Origin of the sequence: Weissella viridescens, assembly GCF_014789145.1 — a bacterium.
GTDB lineage: Bacteria > Bacillota > Bacilli > Lactobacillales > Lactobacillaceae > Weissella > Weissella viridescens.
This window is the reverse complement of the sequence record NZ_CP061835.1, coordinates 915,483-933,307: the sequence shown is the minus strand read 5'-3', so window position 1 is coordinate 933,307 and position 17,825 is coordinate 915,483. Positions and strand designations below refer to the sequence as shown.

The 17,825-nt window shown below is 40.7% G+C and carries 16 protein-coding genes; 15 read left to right on the top strand and 1 reads right to left on the bottom strand.

Annotated features, from left to right (window positions below; genetic code table 11):
* The first annotated feature begins 85 nt into the window (after positions 1–85).
* The 12 genes from IE337_RS04645 to IE337_RS04590 all read left to right on the top strand — a co-directional run bounded on the left by IE337_RS04645 (position 86) and on the right by IE337_RS04590 (position 13,285).
* Positions 86–1,246 (top strand): ArgE/DapE family deacylase, encoded by a 1,161-nt coding sequence (locus tag IE337_RS04645; protein WP_057743832.1) that lies wholly within the window; start codon positions 86–88, stop codon positions 1,244–1,246.
* A 183-nt stretch (positions 1,247–1,429) separates the two neighbouring features.
* On the top strand, positions 1,430–1,873 hold the full coding sequence (locus IE337_RS04640) for an RrF2 family transcriptional regulator (RefSeq protein WP_057743829.1): 444 nt from the start codon (positions 1,430–1,432) through the stop codon (positions 1,871–1,873).
* Entirely contained in the window at positions 1,870–4,593 is a 2,724-nt protein-coding gene (locus IE337_RS04635) for a YhgE/Pip domain-containing protein (RefSeq protein WP_191135975.1), read from the top strand. The genes IE337_RS04640 and IE337_RS04635 overlap by 4 nt, the downstream gene beginning before the upstream one ends.
* Before the next feature lie 163 nt (positions 4,594–4,756).
* Positions 4,757–6,064, top strand: a complete 1,308-nt coding sequence (locus tag IE337_RS04630) for a Y-family DNA polymerase (protein WP_191135974.1) — start codon at positions 4,757–4,759, stop codon at positions 6,062–6,064.
* Positions 6,057–6,443 (top strand): hypothetical protein, encoded by a 387-nt coding sequence (locus IE337_RS04625; RefSeq protein WP_191135973.1) that lies wholly within the window; start codon positions 6,057–6,059, stop codon positions 6,441–6,443. The genes IE337_RS04630 and IE337_RS04625 overlap by 8 nt, the downstream gene beginning before the upstream one ends.
* Positions 6,444–6,637: 194 nt before the next feature.
* Positions 6,638–7,759 (top strand): serine hydrolase domain-containing protein, encoded by a 1,122-nt coding sequence (locus tag IE337_RS04620; RefSeq protein ID WP_191135972.1) that lies wholly within the window; start codon positions 6,638–6,640, stop codon positions 7,757–7,759.
* Between the two features lie 125 nt (positions 7,760–7,884).
* Positions 7,885–8,019 carry a teichoic acid D-Ala incorporation-associated protein DltX gene (locus IE337_RS04615; protein WP_072153082.1) on the top strand — a complete coding sequence of 45 codons (135 nt, stop codon included), beginning with the start codon at positions 7,885–7,887 and terminating at the stop codon, positions 8,017–8,019.
* A gap of 22 nt (positions 8,020–8,041) precedes the next feature.
* On the top strand, positions 8,042–9,583 hold the full coding sequence (dltA, locus tag IE337_RS04610; RefSeq protein ID WP_191135971.1) for a D-alanine--poly(phosphoribitol) ligase subunit DltA: 1,542 nt from the start codon (positions 8,042–8,044) through the stop codon (positions 9,581–9,583).
* Positions 9,580–10,824, top strand: coding sequence for a D-alanyl-lipoteichoic acid biosynthesis protein DltB (dltB, locus tag IE337_RS04605; protein ID WP_191135970.1), 1,245 nt, complete (start codon positions 9,580–9,582; stop codon positions 10,822–10,824). The genes dltA and dltB overlap by 4 nt, the downstream gene beginning before the upstream one ends.
* A gap of 39 nt (positions 10,825–10,863) precedes the next feature.
* Positions 10,864–11,103 carry a D-alanine--poly(phosphoribitol) ligase subunit DltC gene (gene dltC, locus IE337_RS04600; RefSeq protein WP_057744626.1) on the top strand — a complete coding sequence of 80 codons (240 nt, stop codon included), beginning with the start codon at positions 10,864–10,866 and terminating at the stop codon, positions 11,101–11,103.
* Positions 11,096–12,373 (top strand): D-alanyl-lipoteichoic acid biosynthesis protein DltD, encoded by a 1,278-nt coding sequence (dltD, locus tag IE337_RS04595; RefSeq protein ID WP_191135969.1) that lies wholly within the window; start codon positions 11,096–11,098, stop codon positions 12,371–12,373. Before dltC ends, dltD begins: the two co-directional genes overlap by 8 nt.
* Before the next feature lie 51 nt (positions 12,374–12,424).
* On the top strand, positions 12,425–13,285 hold the full coding sequence (locus IE337_RS04590) for an alpha/beta hydrolase (RefSeq protein WP_191135968.1): 861 nt from the start codon (positions 12,425–12,427) through the stop codon (positions 13,283–13,285).
* Positions 13,286–13,328: 43 nt separating this feature from the next.
* Here the strand turns inward: IE337_RS04590 and IE337_RS04585 are convergent, their stop codons facing one another.
* Positions 13,329–14,372, bottom strand: coding sequence for a serine hydrolase domain-containing protein (locus IE337_RS04585; RefSeq protein WP_191135967.1), 1,044 nt, complete (start codon positions 14,370–14,372; stop codon positions 13,329–13,331).
* Positions 14,373–14,505: 133 nt separating this feature from the next.
* Between IE337_RS04585 and IE337_RS04580 the strand changes: the two genes are divergently transcribed.
* The 3 genes from IE337_RS04580 to IE337_RS04570 are packed head-to-tail and all read left to right on the top strand — an operon-like array spanning position 14,506 to position 17,821.
* Positions 14,506–15,777: a PTS transporter subunit EIIC gene (locus IE337_RS04580; RefSeq protein ID WP_191135966.1), complete on the top strand. Its 1,272-nt coding sequence runs from the start codon at positions 14,506–14,508 to the stop codon at positions 15,775–15,777.
* A 14-nt stretch (positions 15,778–15,791) separates the two neighbouring features.
* Entirely contained in the window at positions 15,792–16,691 is a 900-nt protein-coding gene (locus IE337_RS04575) for an alpha/beta hydrolase (protein WP_191135965.1), read from the top strand.
* Positions 16,692–16,693: 2 nt separating this feature from the next.
* Positions 16,694–17,821 (top strand): serine hydrolase domain-containing protein, encoded by a 1,128-nt coding sequence (locus IE337_RS04570; RefSeq protein ID WP_191135964.1) that lies wholly within the window; start codon positions 16,694–16,696, stop codon positions 17,819–17,821.
* Positions 17,822–17,825: the final 4 nt, after the last annotated feature.

The window sequence follows — 17,825 nt, the reverse complement described above, 5'->3', positions numbered from 1 at the left end:
AAGAACTATCTTTCTTCAGAATTAGTGCTATACTTTATTTTAATAATTTTGTCATGTTTATCCGACTAATGAATGGAGAATGCTTATGGAAAGTAATGAAAAAATTCAAATTTTGTCAGATTTAATTCAATTTGATAGTCGTAATGGAAATGAACGTCCTGTGGCTGAATACTTAAAGGCCTTGTTTGAAAAACATGGCATTGAAGCGGAAATCTTACCGCTTGCTTCTGATCCTGACCATCGCGCTAATTTAGTGGCACACGTTGGAACTGGTAAGCCAGTCATTGCCTTTACTGGGCACATGGATGTGGTTGACTTTGATCGTAGCCAATGGGCGACGGATCCACTTCAATTAACCATGGATGGAGACAAAATGTTTGGTCGTGGCGTTTCAGACATGAAAAGCGGCTTAGCTGCAGCGGCCATCGCTTTAATTGACATTAAAGAAAAGGAGATACCATTCGATGGCACTTTGCGTTTCTTAGCAACAGCTGGTGAAGAAGTTGGTATGGCTGGCTCAACAGCCCTTCAAGCTGCTGGATACATGGATGATGTTGACGCGCTGATTGTCGGTGAACCAACGGGATACAATACAAGCTTTGCTAATAAGGGTGAGTTGAACATCACGCTCTCAGCCAAAGGAAAGGCTGCGCATAGTTCAACGCCACAATTAGGTATTAACGCTATTCAAGAGTTAATGGATGTTTGGGCGGATATTAAAACGAAATTGGATGAAAGAAGCCAAAAGGATACCAACCAATATCTTGGACAAGATGTCTACAATATTGATGTGATCAATGGCGGTTCTCAACCAAACATTTTACCCGCAACTGCAGAAGCACAGTTAAATGTACGTACGGTACCCGAATTTGATAACGAAGCAGTATTGGCCATTATTGACCAAGCCATTGCTGACTTTAATGCTAATCACAAGGGTGAGGTTAGTCGTGAAGTTACCATGGAAATCATTCCAATTGAAGGTGACTTGCATTCAAAGTTGATTCAAAAAATGCAAGCAATTGCCAAAGCGGCGGTCGGAAAAGATATTAAAGCTATCGCTGCACCGGGCGGAACAGATGCTTCAAAGCTTCTTGTTGATCATCCAATCGGATTTCCAATGGCTGTGTTTGGTCCGGGGAACTTCCTAACGGCACACCAAAATAATGAAGAATGCTCGAAGGATATGTATCTAAAGTTTATCGACATGTACACAGAATTATTTACGACCGTATCCACTGAATATTAATTAAATGTTGCAAGGTCGCCTGAGACGGGCGACCTTTTTTGATTTCAAAAACATTTAATTTAAATACTGTGAAAATGCGGACAAACTTTTAAATAAAGTGAAATAAATTGACGGTTTAACGTGGACATTTGTCATCCACGTATGTATAATGTATACAGTTAAATTAATGATGGAGGGGTCTGGATGAAATATAAAGATAGTTTCGAAGGTGCCATTTGCATTGTTTTGCTCTTGGCCAACGATCGTTACCCTCAAAAGATTAGTAGTAATGAAATAAGTGAGTTGATGCAGAGCTCGAATGCCTATACCAAGAAAATTTTGGCAAACCTTGTCCGCGAAAATGTTATTGCATCGGATACGGGTAAAGGTGGCGGCTATTACCTCATTAAAAACACCGACGATATCTCCTTACTCGATATTTACTATGCGATTGAGGGTAAAACGAAGAATTACCACCCTAAACATCTTGCCGACAATTTTTTGGAGGGTGCCTCGGATATTCGCTCAGGCGAAGAAGAAGTTGCTTCTTTTATGGAAAAAGCTGAGCAGGCTTATTTGCAACGACTGAATAGTTATAAGATTAGTCAGTTAATTCGAGCACATCGACCAGAAAGGAGTCATACATGATAAAGGCAGAGTGGGAAAAGTTAAAGAAGAATAAGTTGTTACGCTTTGCGATGATTGTGATTATGCTGATTCCAGCAATTTATTCTGTCATTTTTTTGAAGTCAATGTGGAATCCTTATGGTGCCCTTGATAAACTACCCGTAGCTGTCGTTAATCAAGATCAGAGTGTTAAGATCGATGGTAAAAAGGTCAATATTGGAAAATCAATGGCTAACAACTTAGTTGACAGCAAGAGCCTGGACTTCAAAAAAGTTGACGAGAAAGAAGCTGATAAGAAGCTAAAAGACGGTAAGTACTATTTGGAAATTATTATTCCAAAAGATTTTTCAAAGAATTCGAAAACGCTAATGGATGATCATCCAAAGCAAATGCAGCTCAAATATAAAACAAGTTCTGGAAATAACTTCATCGGTTCAAAGATTGGTGAAGGAGCGATGAACGAAATTAAGGCTGATGTCCAAAGTGAAGTGACTAAGGCCTATGCACAGGCAGTCTTAACTGGCTTTAAACAAGCGGGTAAAGGGATGCAAAAAGCGGCTGATGGATCAGCAAAACTTGGTGATGGTTTGCAAAAGGCAAGTGATGGATCCAAGAGTCTTGCTGATGGTGCTGGTAAGCTCGGTAACGGTGCTGGTCAACTGGGTCAAGGGCTTGGGCAATATACCAATGGCGTTTCACAACTAAATGACGGTAGTCAAAAGTTAGCTGGTGGGTTGTCTGAACTTAATAGTAAGGGTGGTCAGTTACAGTCAGGAGCTGGTTCACTTGCTGGTGGCTTAGGCCAATATACTGGCGGTGTCTCAAAACTGAACCAAGGTGGCCAATCATTGGCGACTGGTTTGGGACAATATACTGGCGGTGTCTCAAAACTAAACCAAGGTGGACAATCATTGGCGACTGGTTTGGGACAGTATACCGGTGGTGTCTCAAAACTGAACCAAGGTAGCCAATCATTGGCGACTGGTTTGGGTCAATACACTGGTGGTGTTTCAAAGTTAGTGGATGGTAGTTCTCAATTAAATGAGGGGATTCAGCAATATACGGCTGGTGTTAGTTCAGCTCAAGCTGGTAGTGCCAAGCTAACGGAATCATTAAATACCCTTAATAGTAGTGTTAATGATGGTGGTCAAAGCTTAAGTTCAGCTGCGTCACAATATAAGGCGGAAGTTGATAAGCTACGTCAAACGCAGTCTGGTGGCAATAATGCTGCATTAACTGCTAAGTTGAGTGATATGGCGGGGCAAATTCAAAGTTTGGCAGCCTTGGAGAACGCTTCTAACCTAACAGCAGCACAAAAGCAAACGCTTAAAACGAATGTTAGTGGTTTAACGGCTAACTTGAATTCGGTTCAAACTGAATTGCAGAGTGATTCTGCGCAGACGAATAATTTAGCTAAGCTAGCTGATGGCTATGATCAACTTTACGCCGGGATGCAAAAAGCTTTCGGTGGTGTATCTGAACTTTCAGCGGGAGCTAATTCCTTGAATGGTGGCTTGAGCCAACTCAACCAAAAGAGTGCTGGTCTTAAGCAAGGTGGTGCCGCAGTTTACAATGGACTAACACAACTTGATAATAAGAGTGGTGAGATACAGTCAGGTGCCAACCAATTAGCTGGTGGACTTGGTCAACTTAATGGTAAGAGTGGCGAAATTCAATCAGGTGCCAACCAATTGGCTGGTGGCTTAGGTCAGCTTGATGGTAAAAGTGGTGAGATTCAATCAGGTGCCAACCAAATTGCTGGCGGACTCGGTCAACTTGATAGCAAGAGTGGTCAACTTCAATCAGGTGCTAATCAATTAGCTAGTGGACTTGGTCAATATACTGGTGGTGTTTCACAACTCAATCAAGGTGGTCAACAGTTAGCTAGTGGTTTGGGTCAGTTGGATGCCAAGGGGGCCCAGATCTATGAAGCAGCAGAGCAACTGGCTGCTGGTGGTGGTAAACTAACGGCCGGTGCAAATGAGTTAACGGTTGGACTAGTGTCTGCCAACCAAGGTGCCGACAAACTTTCAAAGGGCTTGAACGATGGGGCTGAGAAGGTTAACAAGGTTAAGGACAATAAGAAGACTGTTAACATGTTTGGTAAGCCAATTAAGGTGAAGCATAGTGATTCAACCAATACGAAGAACAATGGTTATGGTATGGCACCATACATGCTTTCAATCTACTTATACGTTGGAATGATTACTTTAATGGCGATTATCAACGTATTTGATCCAGCAATTGTGCCACCTAAGAGTTCATTAGGCTGGTGGTTCAGTAAGTTTATGGTACCGCTTGTACTATCAATTGGATCAGCGTTAATTGTTTATCTAGCTTCAATCTTCCTAGTTGGTATTCATCCACTTGAACCATTTAAGTTCTTGATTGTTTTGTTAGTCAGCTCAGTAGCTGATATGACAATCTTGTTCTTGCTGAGTGTCTGTCTTGGAAAGTTGGGAACATTCCTGGCTTTGATTTTGATGGTCTTGCAGCTATCTGCAGCTGGGGGGACTTACCCAATGCAGTTAACAACACCGTTCTATCGGGCAATTCACCCATACATGCCAATGACGTATTCAATTGAGGGCCTAAGAGCGACAATCTCTACTGGGGATGGTATTCTACAACCGATGTTGATACTCATTGCCATGAGTCTTGTCTTAGCTGGCTTGTCATACCTCTTCTTCAGAATGCAGATGAAGAAGCGCTTCAGGTTTGATTTGCAGGACGAAGCTTAATATGAAAAGAAAAAGAGTTATGAATTTATTCATAGCTCTTTTTTATTATAATTTTTCTGATGAACAGTCATATAAAATGATGAAGATTTCTATCAAAAAATCTTGATTATCTTAAATATTAGGTTAAAATTAACGATAGTTAGCTTTAACTGGAGGTGTCAGGATGTTTCCGACAGAAAATGAAGTACGGCGAAAAATACTCATGATTGATAGTAAAAGTTTTTATGCCAGTTGTGAATGTGTTGACCTAGGTCTGAATCCGATGAAAGCGTTATTAGTTGTAATGAGCCAAGCTGATAATACGAATGGTGGATTAGTGTTGGCTTCATCGCCGATGGCAAAAAAAACATTTGGTATTTCTAATGTAACGCGACATCGTGATTTACCAGATGACCCACGGTTAATTATTGTGCCACCACGCATGAATTACTATATTAAGGAAAATAAAAGAGTTAATGATATTTTTCGGGAATTTGTAGCTGAGGAAGATTTGCAACTGTATTCGATTGATGAATCTATATTAGATGTCACAGATTCATGGGGATATTTGCAGACGAAGTACGGGCATGATTTGACGTTAAAAGGTCTTGCCCGAATTATTCAATTGGAAGTTAAACAACGCCTTGGTTTATATTTGACAGTTGGCATCGGTGACAATCCGACTATGGCTAAACTGGCCTTAGATTTAGAATCTAAACATAACCATAGTTTGATTGCTGAATGGCATTATGAACAAGTTCCAGATAAGTTATGGTCAATCCATGACTTAAGCGAAGTATGGAGCATTGGACGAAGGACAGCCAAAAAATTAAATCAGATGGGATTATGTACCATGGGAGATATTGCATTAGCAGATCCACAGTATTTAATGGAGCGATTTGGTGTTAAAGGTGCTGACTTATTTGCTTTAGCCTGGGGGGTTGACCGAAGTCGGTTGTCTGATAAATATCAGCCAAAGGGCGCTAGTATATCAAATAGTCAGGTTTTACCACGAGATTATGTTCAAGCAAGCGAAATTAAAAATGTCATCCGTGAAATCGGTGAACAAATTGCTGCGCGTTTACGGGCTAAAGGGCAAGCTTGTCAGGTAGTTCATCTTTATGTGGGCGTTGCATTATCCGAGAGCGAACCTGGATTTTCCGGACAAATAAGCATAGACCCGACGAATCGCGCAAAACGAATCGTTGGCGCCCTTTATCAATTATTTGATAGTCAATATGACGGGCAAAGTATTCGGCACATTGGGGTATCAGTTGGTAAATTAATTCCTGATGTGGCCGAACAAATGGATTTATTTATTGAACCTACAATCAATATGAAAGAACAAACTATAGAACATGTGGTTGATGATATTCGTCATAAGTTTGGTACGACGGCTATTGTTAAACTAGCCTCAACTGATAATGGTGGTACCATGATTGACCGAGCCGGATTGGTTGGGGGACACAGTGGAGGAAACGCATATGGATAGCAAAGCTAATGCAGCCGCTTTTCTTCGAGCTAAGGATTTCTTTGAAAAAACGTACCGTGATCGCGGTATGGTGAAATGGCAAGGGTTTTATTTGTCAGACCATGTTGAGGATGTGGCCAAATATACAGAAAAGGCAGCTGAAGTTGAAACACGAACAGCAATGCCTCGGATGGATGAAGCAGAAATTGATCAGGTGTTGACGCATGCTTATGCTAATCATGAAGTGGTGAAAGTACAGCGTATTCGGCGTGATGAGTTGGGACATCTAACCCCGATAGTTCAGGGTAAAGTGACGGGTTACAGGGATAACTATATTTATGTTGGAACTGAGATGATTGCGTGTGATGATATCAATTGGTGTGAGCGTGTTATTCGATAGAAGTTGTCGGTGGGTGACTATTCAGTTTGGGTATTACTTTAACGATGCAGGGTTAAAGCACATATGATAGCCCGGGATGGCTTCGTTCTTTTTTTTTACAAATAGGAAAAGGACTGGGCTTGCCGTTACTTGATAAATAGGCTAGTCTAAACAATGTTAATTATTGCGGGAATACAATCGATGTGGGAAGAAAAATGAATTATAAAAAAATTGGCTTAGTTTTGATTGGCTTAGTTGGGTGTGGTGTTGTTTGTGGTGGATTGGTCTTAAAGGCGACGACTCTGACAAATGGCGGGTCACAATCTTCGACCAAAAAAACACAGAAGCAGGTAACAAAAGTTTATCGTGATCAAGGAAATCGAGAAGTAGTCCCCCAAGATAAGCTAGGCCATGAGCTTGAAAAGCAGCTGCAGGCAGTGGATTATACGGGAACTGCGTTGGTCGTACGACATAATAAAGTTATTTTAAACAGAGGCTATGGCACTGGGGAGAATCATAAAGCCAATACTGTAGAGACAGTTTATCCATTAGCTTCGCTGACAAAGCATCTGACGGGAATTGTGCTACAAAAGCAGTTACAAAAACATCAATTAGATGGTACAACAAAACTATCAAAGTTCTATCCCAATGTACCATCGGCTGAGCAGACGTCATTACATCAACTTTGGACGATGACAGCTGATTTATCGGATGTGCCGTTTACGACAAAAACGATGAGTGAGGCGGGATATATAAACAATGTTGCGGAACGCGTTACGATTAATCACCAGTCAAAACCTTGGTTCTATACATCGACAAATTACATTCTACTATCTGGAGTAGCACGTCAATTATCAGGTAAGTCATTGATGACATTGTTTAAACAAGAGTTTCAAGACAAGTATCACTTTTTAAATGTGCAAGAATATAAAAAAAGTGACCATCGCACAACCGGTTATAATGATCAAGGACACGCGCTTGCCTTTCAGGAACAGCGCTTTGCGCGAGAAGTAGGAACAGGTGATGTTTTCGCCACACCATGGACGATGTATTGTTTCCTAAAAGATGATTTTGCGGGAAAGATATTACCACAGTCTGCGCTCACAGAGCTAACGACACCACCTGCCGGTTTATTCTATGCTGGTGGACTTTATACAAGTACTGATGGTCAGTCATATGTTGGACATGGCAAGATGCAAGGGTTTGAACCAACTTTGTTCATGGATAAAAATGGTCAAAATGCGGTTATTTTATTTTCTAATCGAAACGATGAAGCACGCAATAAACCCCTAGCTAGTCGACTTTTTGAAACAATAAAAGCGCCAGAAACAAACTAGGCTGATGGGATTACTGAAGAAAGTACTAACTAATTATCAATGGTAATGCTGTAATCTTTTGTGATACCATTGATATAATTATGAAATAATAGATAAGGCAGACTGGAAAGTGAAAGGACGAAACAATGTTTAAAAAACATACAGGCTTTTGGCTGTTTATAATAAAAACATTATTTTACTTTGCCGTGTTATTGATTTTGTTGTATTTCTATGGTTATTCAGGCCATGGACAAGGCGGCTTCATTTATAACGAATTTTAGATAGACATGCGGAGAAAATGAGATGCAAATTGAAAATATGATTCAAACCATTGACAATTACGCTATGACACAAGGTGATCGGGTTGTCTATGATGTATTAGGTGAGCAACATACCTATGCTGATTTAAAACACGACTCAGATGCTTTGGCGGCGTATATTGATACATTAGGTTTAGCTGATAAAGCACCTGTGATGGTTTTTACAGGACAAGACTATGAAGCGATTATGACATTTGTCGGTTTGACAAAGTCAGGACATGCTTACATCCCGGTTGATATTAATTCAGCAGAAGAACGATTGACATCAATTCTGGAGATTGCGCAGCCTGCTGCGGTTATTGCAGTAGACCCACTACCAATTGAAATTGATGCTGTACCCGTCATCACGCCTGAAAAATTGGCTGAAGTGGTACAAAACGATGTCACCTATAATTTAGATCATATGGTAACGGATGATGACAATTACTACATCATTTTTACCTCAGGGACAACTGGAAAGCCCAAGGGTGTTCAAATTTCACATAAAAATTTGCTCTCTTTCACAAATTGGATGTTATCTGCGGAAGCCTTTGATATTCCACAGCAACCACAAATGTTAGCGCAACCCCCATATTCATTCGATTTATCAGTGATGTACTGGGCGCCAACGTTAGCGATGGGTGGTACATTATATGCTTTGCCACGTCATGTTGTTGAAAGCTTCAAAGAGCTGTTCAAGGTTTTGCCTGAACTGCCAATTGAGGTTTGGACGTCAACACCATCATTTGCTGATATGGCGATGTTATCAGATGAATTCGATGCGGAACATATGCCAAACATCAAGTACTTCTATTTTGATGGGGAAGAGTTAACTGTGGGAACAGCACAAAAGCTACGTGAACGTTTCCCTGATGCTCGAATTGTCAATGCATATGGACCAACTGAAGCTACAGTTGCGCTATCTGCAGTGGCCATTACCGATGAGATGTTAGAAAAAGCTGAGCGACTTCCAATTGGTTATCCAAAGCCGGATTCTCCAACATATATTATGGATGTAGATGGCACAGTATTACCACATGGGGAGCAAGGTGAAATTATTGTCGCTGGTCCAGCAGTATCAAAGGGATACCTCAATAACCCAGAAAAAACAGAAGAAGCCTTCTTTGAATTTGATGGACAACCTGCCTATCACACAGGGGACGTCGGTTCGATGGACGATGATAACTTGTTACACTATGGGGGGCGTATGGACTTCCAAATCAAGTTTAACGGCTACCGCATTGAATTAGAGGAAGTTTCACATGTGCTGAACTTATCAGATATGGTTGAGTCAGCCGTGGCAGTGCCTCGTTATAACGATCAACATAAGGTACAACAATTGCTGGCCTATGTTGTACCTAAGCCAGGACTATTGGAACAATATGAAAAGCCACTGAAACTAACACAGGCCATTAAAGAAAGTTTATCAGATGAAATGATGCCTTACATGATGCCATCAAGATTCATTTATCGTGAATCATTGCCACTGACGCCAAATGGTAAGGTGGACATCAAGGCACTTATTGCTGAGGTGAACGGCTCATGAGTCAATGGTTAGCTTCTCTACCTAATTTACAGCCCTACGGCGATCCCATGTACTTTGGGTATCTCTTGTTGGCGCTTTTACCAATTATTGTAGGGATGTTCATGGGACGCCGTTTCCAGATTTATGAAGCGGTTTTCTCATTTGTGTTCATTCTACTTATGTTTGCAGGACCAAAGTGGGTACAATTTTACGCGCTAATTGCGTATATTCTTTGGCAAACGGTATTGATTCTCGTTTACCAGGCTTATCGTAAGCAATATGACAATAAGTGGGTATTTTATGGGGCGGTTTTACTATCGGCGCTCCCATTAGTCATTGTGAAATTGCATCCTGCATTTAATCAAGGCAAGGCATCCATTATTGGTTTTCTGGGAATTTCATATTTGACGTTTAAATCAGTCGGCATGATTATGGAAATGCGGGACGGTGTCCTTAAAGATGTCAAAGTTTGGCCAACGATTAGGTTCTTAATGTTCATGCCAACACTGTCATCAGGACCCATTGACCGTTACCGCCGCTTTGAAGCGGATTATGAACAAGTACCTGATCGACAACGTTATCTAGATTTCGTTCAGAGCGCGACATGGAACATTATGCTGGGATTCTTTTATAAGTTCATTGTTGCGTATCTCATTTCAGCTAAGTTTTTGATTCCTTTCAAAAAAGCAGCTTTGCTGGAGGGGGGAATCTTTAACTTACCAACGCTTGGTGTGATGTACTCATACGGACTTTACCTCTTCTTTGATTTTGCGGGTTACTCTTTGTTTGCTATTGCGATTTCAAAATTTATGGGAATTGATACACCGATTAATTTCAATAAGCCCTTTATGGCAAAGAACTTAAAGGAATTCTGGAATCGTTGGCATATGACTTTGAGCTTCTGGTTCCGAGATTATGTCTTTATGCGTTTAGTTTTGGTCTTAACGCGAAATAAGGTGTTTAAAAATAGAAATGTGACATCAGGATTTGCCTATATGGTAGACATGCTTTTGATGGGATTCTGGCATGGTGTAACATGGTGGTATATTTTGTATGGTTTCCTTCACGCGCTCGGTTTGATTATCAATGACTGGTGGTTACGTCAGAAGAAACAAAAGAATCGTGATCGTAAAAAAGCTGGTTTGGAACCATTACCAAGTAACTGGTTCACCAATGGATTTGCAATCTTTTTAACGTTTAACTTTACCATGTTCACCTTCTTGGTCTTCTCAGGCTTTTTGAATGAATTATGGTTTCACTAATTAAATTAAAGAATAGAGGAATTTAAAATGGCAGAAGATATGGATGTACAAGCAGAAGTGATTGCAATCATCGATGATTTGTTCATGGAAGATGTTTCAGATATGATGGATGAAGATTTATTTGATGCAGGCGTATTGGACTCAATGGCTGTTGTTGAGTTAGTTGTGGCACTTGAATCTAAGTTTGGTATTAAGGTACCTGTTTCTGAAATGGGACGTGATGACTGGAATACAGCTAACAAGATTATTGAAGGGGTAAAGGAATTGCGGAATGCGTAAACGACTTTGGCTGATTTTTGGGCCATTGTTATGCGCGGTACTTTTAATTTTAGTGGTGATTCTCGCAGCAAATACGCACCCTAAATCCAACTATAAAGTTGAACGTAAAGCAGCAAGTGCAACTTCACCGCGTGTTTTTAAAAGTGCTATCCTAAAGCAACAGGCCTTATCAGATAAACAACATCGATTTGTTCCGTTTTTTGGGTCAAGTGAATGGAAACGCATGGATGCCATGCATCCGTCGACTTTAGCTGAGGGCTATCACCGCAGCTATCGTCCATTCTTGCTTGGGCAAAGTGGATCAACGGCATTGTCACATTATTTTGGTATGCAACAGATGTTGCCACAAATTAAAGATAAGCAGGCCGTTTTCGTTATTTCACCGCAATGGTTTGTTAAAAATACGGATAATCCACAAGCTTTCTCCGTCTTTTATAGTTCGGGTCAAGGACTTGATTTTTTAAAGAATCAAACTGGTACACAAGCGGATCGGCTTGCTGCGCAACGATTTATGAAGGTTGCGCCGGATGGGTCAATTAAGCAGATGATGCAAAAAGTGGCAAACGGACAACCCTTGTCGCCCTTTGAAAAGCAACGCATTAATACCCAATTATCACTGGTGAACCATGAAGATGCATTCTTTAGTAAATGGCGAATCGAGGACAATTATAACCAAAAGATTTTGCCAGGAAGTAAGACATTGCCACAGCCTTATAATCGTGAGCAACTTACCCAAACAGCAACACGTCTGGGTAAGCAAGCAACAACGAATAACCGTTTTGGCATTAATAATACCTTTTACGATAAGCATGTCCGTCAAGCTGAAAAGAATCTAGCTGGCAAACAAGCTAACGTTAACTATGAGGCATCAGTTGAGTATAATGATTTCCAATTAGTCTTGAATCAATTTGCGCAGTCAAACACTGATGTTATGTTCGTCATTCCACCGGTAAATCAAAAGTGGATGGACTACACAGGCTTAAACGAAGGAATGTACCAACGTTCAGTGAAGAAGATTACGTATCAACTGCGTTCTCAAGGCTTTAATCATGTTGTTGATCTATCTAAGGATGGTAATAAACCGTACTTTATGCAAGATACAATTCATTTAGGTTGGAACGGTTGGTTAGCAATGGATGACCATGTTAACCCATTCCTGACACAGAAACAGGCGCAACCTAAATATAAAATCAATAATAAGTTTTTTGATGCTGCGTGGGCTAATTACCGACCAAAGGCATCTGATGATTTCAAGCAATTTAAGCAATAGCATGTCACGCGTTGAACCTCATGGTTTAACGCGTTTTGCTTAGGAGGAACAATGGTACTTTCAGAAACGGCCGCGTCAATTAACCAAAAACTTGCTGAAATGAATTACCGCCAACAATTAATGGATACTTTTGCGAAGATGCAACAGTTACCCGCTGATGAACGGCCACAGTCTCTTAAATTTCCAGATAAGGTAAAGCAGACAACTGTTGAACTTGAAGCGTGCTCAATCCGCCGTCTTACATTAACGGATACCACCAAAGGTGAATTGCTGATGCTGCATGGTGGGGCGTTTATTTTGCCGGCTTCAACGGCGTTTAATCAAGTGGCATTGACCTTTATGAAAATGGGATATGCTGTAACAATTCCGGATTATCCGCTAGCACCTGCCGGATTGGTAAATGTTCGTCAGTGGATTTTAAAGGTTTATCAAGACTGGATGAAACAAAGCCAAGCGGAGCGACACTATCTTTGGGGGGATTCTGCTGGTGCTAACATTGTTTTACGGTTATTGTTAGATATCCGTGATGATAGTTTGAAACTTCCTGATGCTTCGGCGCTGGTTTCACTCTGCCCTGATACAACTTTTAATGTCTCAAAAACAGCAGCGCAACAAGATTTGGTGTTAGATCCAAAGCGGATGCGCTGTATGCAAAATGATGTGGGGTATCAACAATTCGATTTCATGCAACAGACGGATTTTAGTCATATTGGACGGTTGCGTTTGGACTCAGGTGGCAATGAATGTGTTGTGGATTCAGTTAAAACCATTGCGCAGAAGTGCGAATTAGCAGATGGAAATGCAGTTGATTGTATCATTCATCCTTGTTTAGTCCATGATTATCCAATGTGGCAGGGCATGCCAGAAGCTAAAGCGACCTTGAAAGAGATTGATAAATTTTTTCAAATGTAAATAAAAAACGCTGGAAGCGCTACACATAGCAATCCAGTGTTTTTTATTTAGCATCAAATTGATCGGAAAAGAGTTGTAGTATTTCATGTGCGGCACGTTTGACCCCCATTGATGAACGACTTTGATTCGTAAAAAGAATGATGCCATATTGACTGTCACTAGAGAGTTGGACCCAGTTGCGATAATGAGTATCACGTAAGTAGCCGTAAACTTTCTTGAGTTTCCCGTGACGGCGATGGTACATGCCACCAGAATAGCCATTATTAGGTCGATCAGGTTGATGGGTGAGTTGCTCGTAACCGTGCACATCTAAAATTTGACTATTATGTAATCCACGTTGGAATTTTAAATAATCATCTGGGGTTGTATATAGATTACCCGCTCCAACGATATAAGACATGAGTTGAGGAGTGGCCGTTCGAGGTTGTAGGTACTGCCAAGGACCAAAGGAACGGTAGCTGACGGCCGGTGTGCCGCCATGTGTATCTAAATCGTGCCACATAACTGTCTGCGTCAGTTTGAGCGGTCTGATGATACGTTGGTTGAGATTATCAGCATAACTCATGTGTGTTTCCTGACGAATAATCCCAGCGAGTAAGATATAGTTGTCATTATCGTAGTAAAAATGATTAAGAGATAGTTTGCTAGCATTAATCCGGTTAACAGTAGCCTGAATTGCCTGATCTTCAGTCATAATGAAACCTGGATCACGTTCTGACTTTAAATCGACAATACCGGAGGTATGCGTTAATAATTGGCTAATCGTAATATTGGCACCTTTATTCAGGTCAGGGTACCAGCGTGCAATCGGGGTGTCTTCACTAATCGGGGATGAAGTGAATTTTGATTCATTGATGATTTGAATCATCATAGCTGCAGTCATGGATTTTTGGAGGGAAGCGCTTGGATAAAGAACATTAGGGTTCTGATTATAGCGCAGATGTTTTTTATCAGCATAACCAAAGCCCTCAATGTCTTGATTTGACTGGTCAGCGTTGATAACGAGAACTTTACCGGCCAGTCGGTATTTTTTCATGATTTTGGCAATAGGTTCCGCGAGGTAATCATTGTGTGCCGTATGATCCATGGACATAGTAGCTCCTTTCGAAAAGATATTACTCATATCATACCGCGCTTCAATATAATTTGTAACCACAAGTCTTCTGTTTCATAAACATGGTAAAATAGGATTTAAGACACTGGAGTAGAGGTTATTAGGTATGCAGGAAAACTTATTTAAATGGTTCTTTCGAATTCGACAATATCGCTTTGTGGATTTGACGCAACGAACGTTAACACGACTATTTCCTTTTGCCATAATTGGCAGTTTTTTATCAGCTTTCCGTAAAACAGTTTTAGATGACGCGGGCTTTATCAATAATGTATTTGATATTCCGAACCTTTTACCGCAATATGATCTTTTGAATCACTATTTTCAAAATTTATCCCACTTAACTTTAGGAATTTTAGGGATTTTAGCTGCCTATTATATGGCTGATTTATCTGTGAGAAAATATAGTCATAAAATCTATCAAGCTGGCATTACTGCGGCGGTTGCATATGTGCTCGTTTTCAATCCTGCCAATTTGGTGAAGGGACACATGCAGTTGTCTGCCATGACACGATATACGGGGATGCGTGGGCTACTAGTAGGACTGGTATTTGGATATATTGTTGGGACTATTTTTGGTCGTGTGGCAAGATGGGGACAAAAACATGCTAAGCACACCGAAAGTGTCAATAATTATGGGATGATTGGCGTGGTGGCCTTGGTGTTAGGTGGTGGATTACTGCTGAATGTTGGATTAAACATGCTTGTTAAATTCACACCAATTACGAATGGGATTGATATGGCTGTTAGCGCATTGCAACGGGGGTCATTTAGTATGACCCTGTTGGGGACGCTTGTGACAACGGCTATGCGTTGGTTGGGCTTAAGCGGCCCGTTTGAATTTGATAACAGTTTTACTAGTCCAACAGCAAATGCTAATTTAATGTTTGCCTTAAAACATCATTCAGCTTGGCAAGTACCGAATCCATTCACCGAAGAAAGTCTCTATGATAGTTTCGGATTATTTGGTGGTGTTGGTGGAGTCTTAGCTTTAGGTGTTGCCGTTATTCTATTCTCAAAAAGTCACAAACAGCGGGCAATCAGTAATATTTCAATTCTGCCCACACTTTTTGGAAGTGGGCAAGGACTAATGATCGGGTTGCCGGTCTTATTTAGTCCGATTTATCTCATTCCATTTATTTTCGTACCAACAATCAATGTTTGTTTAGGTGCCATTCTGATTGGTCTTAAAGCAATGCCACCATCGATCTATCCGGTGCCGATTGGAACGCCAGGTCCATTGATCGCCTTTATGGGCTCAGGTGGAAATTGTGTTGCATTATTTGCAGGAATTGTGATGTTTATCATTGATGTGATGATTTATATTCCTTTTGTTAAGTTGGACGAACGCATACAAATACGCTTAAACGAAAGGCATTGAGGGTGGTGAAAACGATGTTAAAAAGACATAAACAAGCCATAACGGGCCTCCTGATTGGGATAGGCTTACTACTTTTGCTGGCCGTTCCAGCTTATTCATGGACTAAAATGAATATTCACGAACTAGATCGTTTTTACAATTCAAAACTATCACCGGTCATTTTAATTCCCGGCAGCTCGGCGACAAATAATCGGTTCGATGCCATGGTTGAGGATATTAATCAAACGGCACCGGTTCGTCATAGCCTAATTAAAGTCAAAGTATGGGACGATGGTCGAATCACAGTGGTTGGCAAAAAACTAAAAAATGATAATGAACCCTTTATTGTCGTTGGATTTGAAAATAACCATGATGGCTACAAGAATATTAAAGCCGAAGCAGAGATGTTTAACGCTGCCTTTGCTATGCTCCAGAATAAGTATGAATTTAATAATTACAAAGGGATTGGCCACTCCAATGGCGGACTCGTTTATACTGATTTCTTAGAACGATATGCAAAAAATTATCCTGAAGTAAAAATTAAGAAACTGCTGACAATGGGCACGCCATTTAACTTTGAAGAAACCTCGATTCATAACCGAACGCAAATGCTTTCTGATTTTATTAAACATAGAAAGCGTTTGCCAGAGGATTTAACGGTTTACGCGCTGGCTGGGACCAAAACGTATACATCAGACGGCATTGTTCCGGAAGAATCTGTCCGAGCAGGTAAGTATATTTATCAAAATCAGGTAAAAAACTATACGGAAATTACAGTAACCGGATCAGATGCAGAACACTCGGATTTGCCGGAAAACGATGAAGTGATTAGTACGATAACACAGCGTATTTTAACCAAACCACAACCGCAAAACGGGGCAACGCAAGAGGATGGTTCGGTTGTGACAAAAAAAGATAAGCATAAGGAGAAATAGGTATGCCACTAAAAAAACATGCTAAATGGCTGGTTGCCATCGTTAGTATTGCGGGTATTTGTGGCATCGCTTACTTAGGTACGACTTTAGTTGAGCATCCGGATTCAGCACAGAGTGATTCACGAGATGCATTGACGCATGAGCATGAGGTGGTGCCTGAGGCGAGTCAGGCAGTACAATTCGATAACGCCATTAAACAAAATAAGTTTAGTGGAACGGTACTTGTTGTTAAAGACGGGAAACCCATCTTGAATCAAGGGTATGGTAAGACTAAAATTCGGTCGCAACGTGACAATACGACAGCGACGAAGTATCCGATTGCTTCATTGACCAAAAATGTGACGGCTGTACTTGCAGTGAAGCAGTTAGAAGCTAAGGGGTATTCCCCTGAGACGAAACTATCGACGTTTTATCCGAAATTGCCGAATGCTGAAAACATAACGATTCGGCAATTAATTACCATGAATGCGAAATATGACACGAGCAAATTTGTGCCCAAGCGTTTAGGGGATGAAAAAGTTTACATTGACGAAATTTTAAAGCATACGTACTATAATCATACAAAAACAGCGTGGCATTATAATGCCACTGATTATCATATTTTGATTGGCATTCTAGATAAAGTGACTGGGAAATCATACGAACAACTCGTTAAAGAAACGTTTGGTCCACAATATGAACTACAAACATTGCCGGGGTATGCGAATAATTTAGCGAAGCCACTAGGTAGTACAGTTGAGGGGGTTAACATCCCATTTAACAAATCAGAATATCAAAAGGAGTTGGGCACGGGTGATATTTTCACAAATACTTGGGGCATATACCAACTGCTTGAAGCTGAGATAAAAGCAAAGATTGTTACGTCGCAACAGTTTAAAGCCGTTTCGACACCAATGTCACAATATCATGAAATTTATTCTGGAGGATTGTATTCAGAAGATCGTGGTCGCGCTTATTTCTGTCGTGGTGTGATGCAAGGCTTTGAGGATTACGTCTATATGAGTAAGGATGGTCGTAATGCGGTGATCCTACAATCGAATCAATATTCTGTAACGGGAAAAAATGCTAACTTGGCAAAATATATTTACGGGAAAGTTGTTGGACATGAGGTAGTATTCAAAAACTATTAAGAAT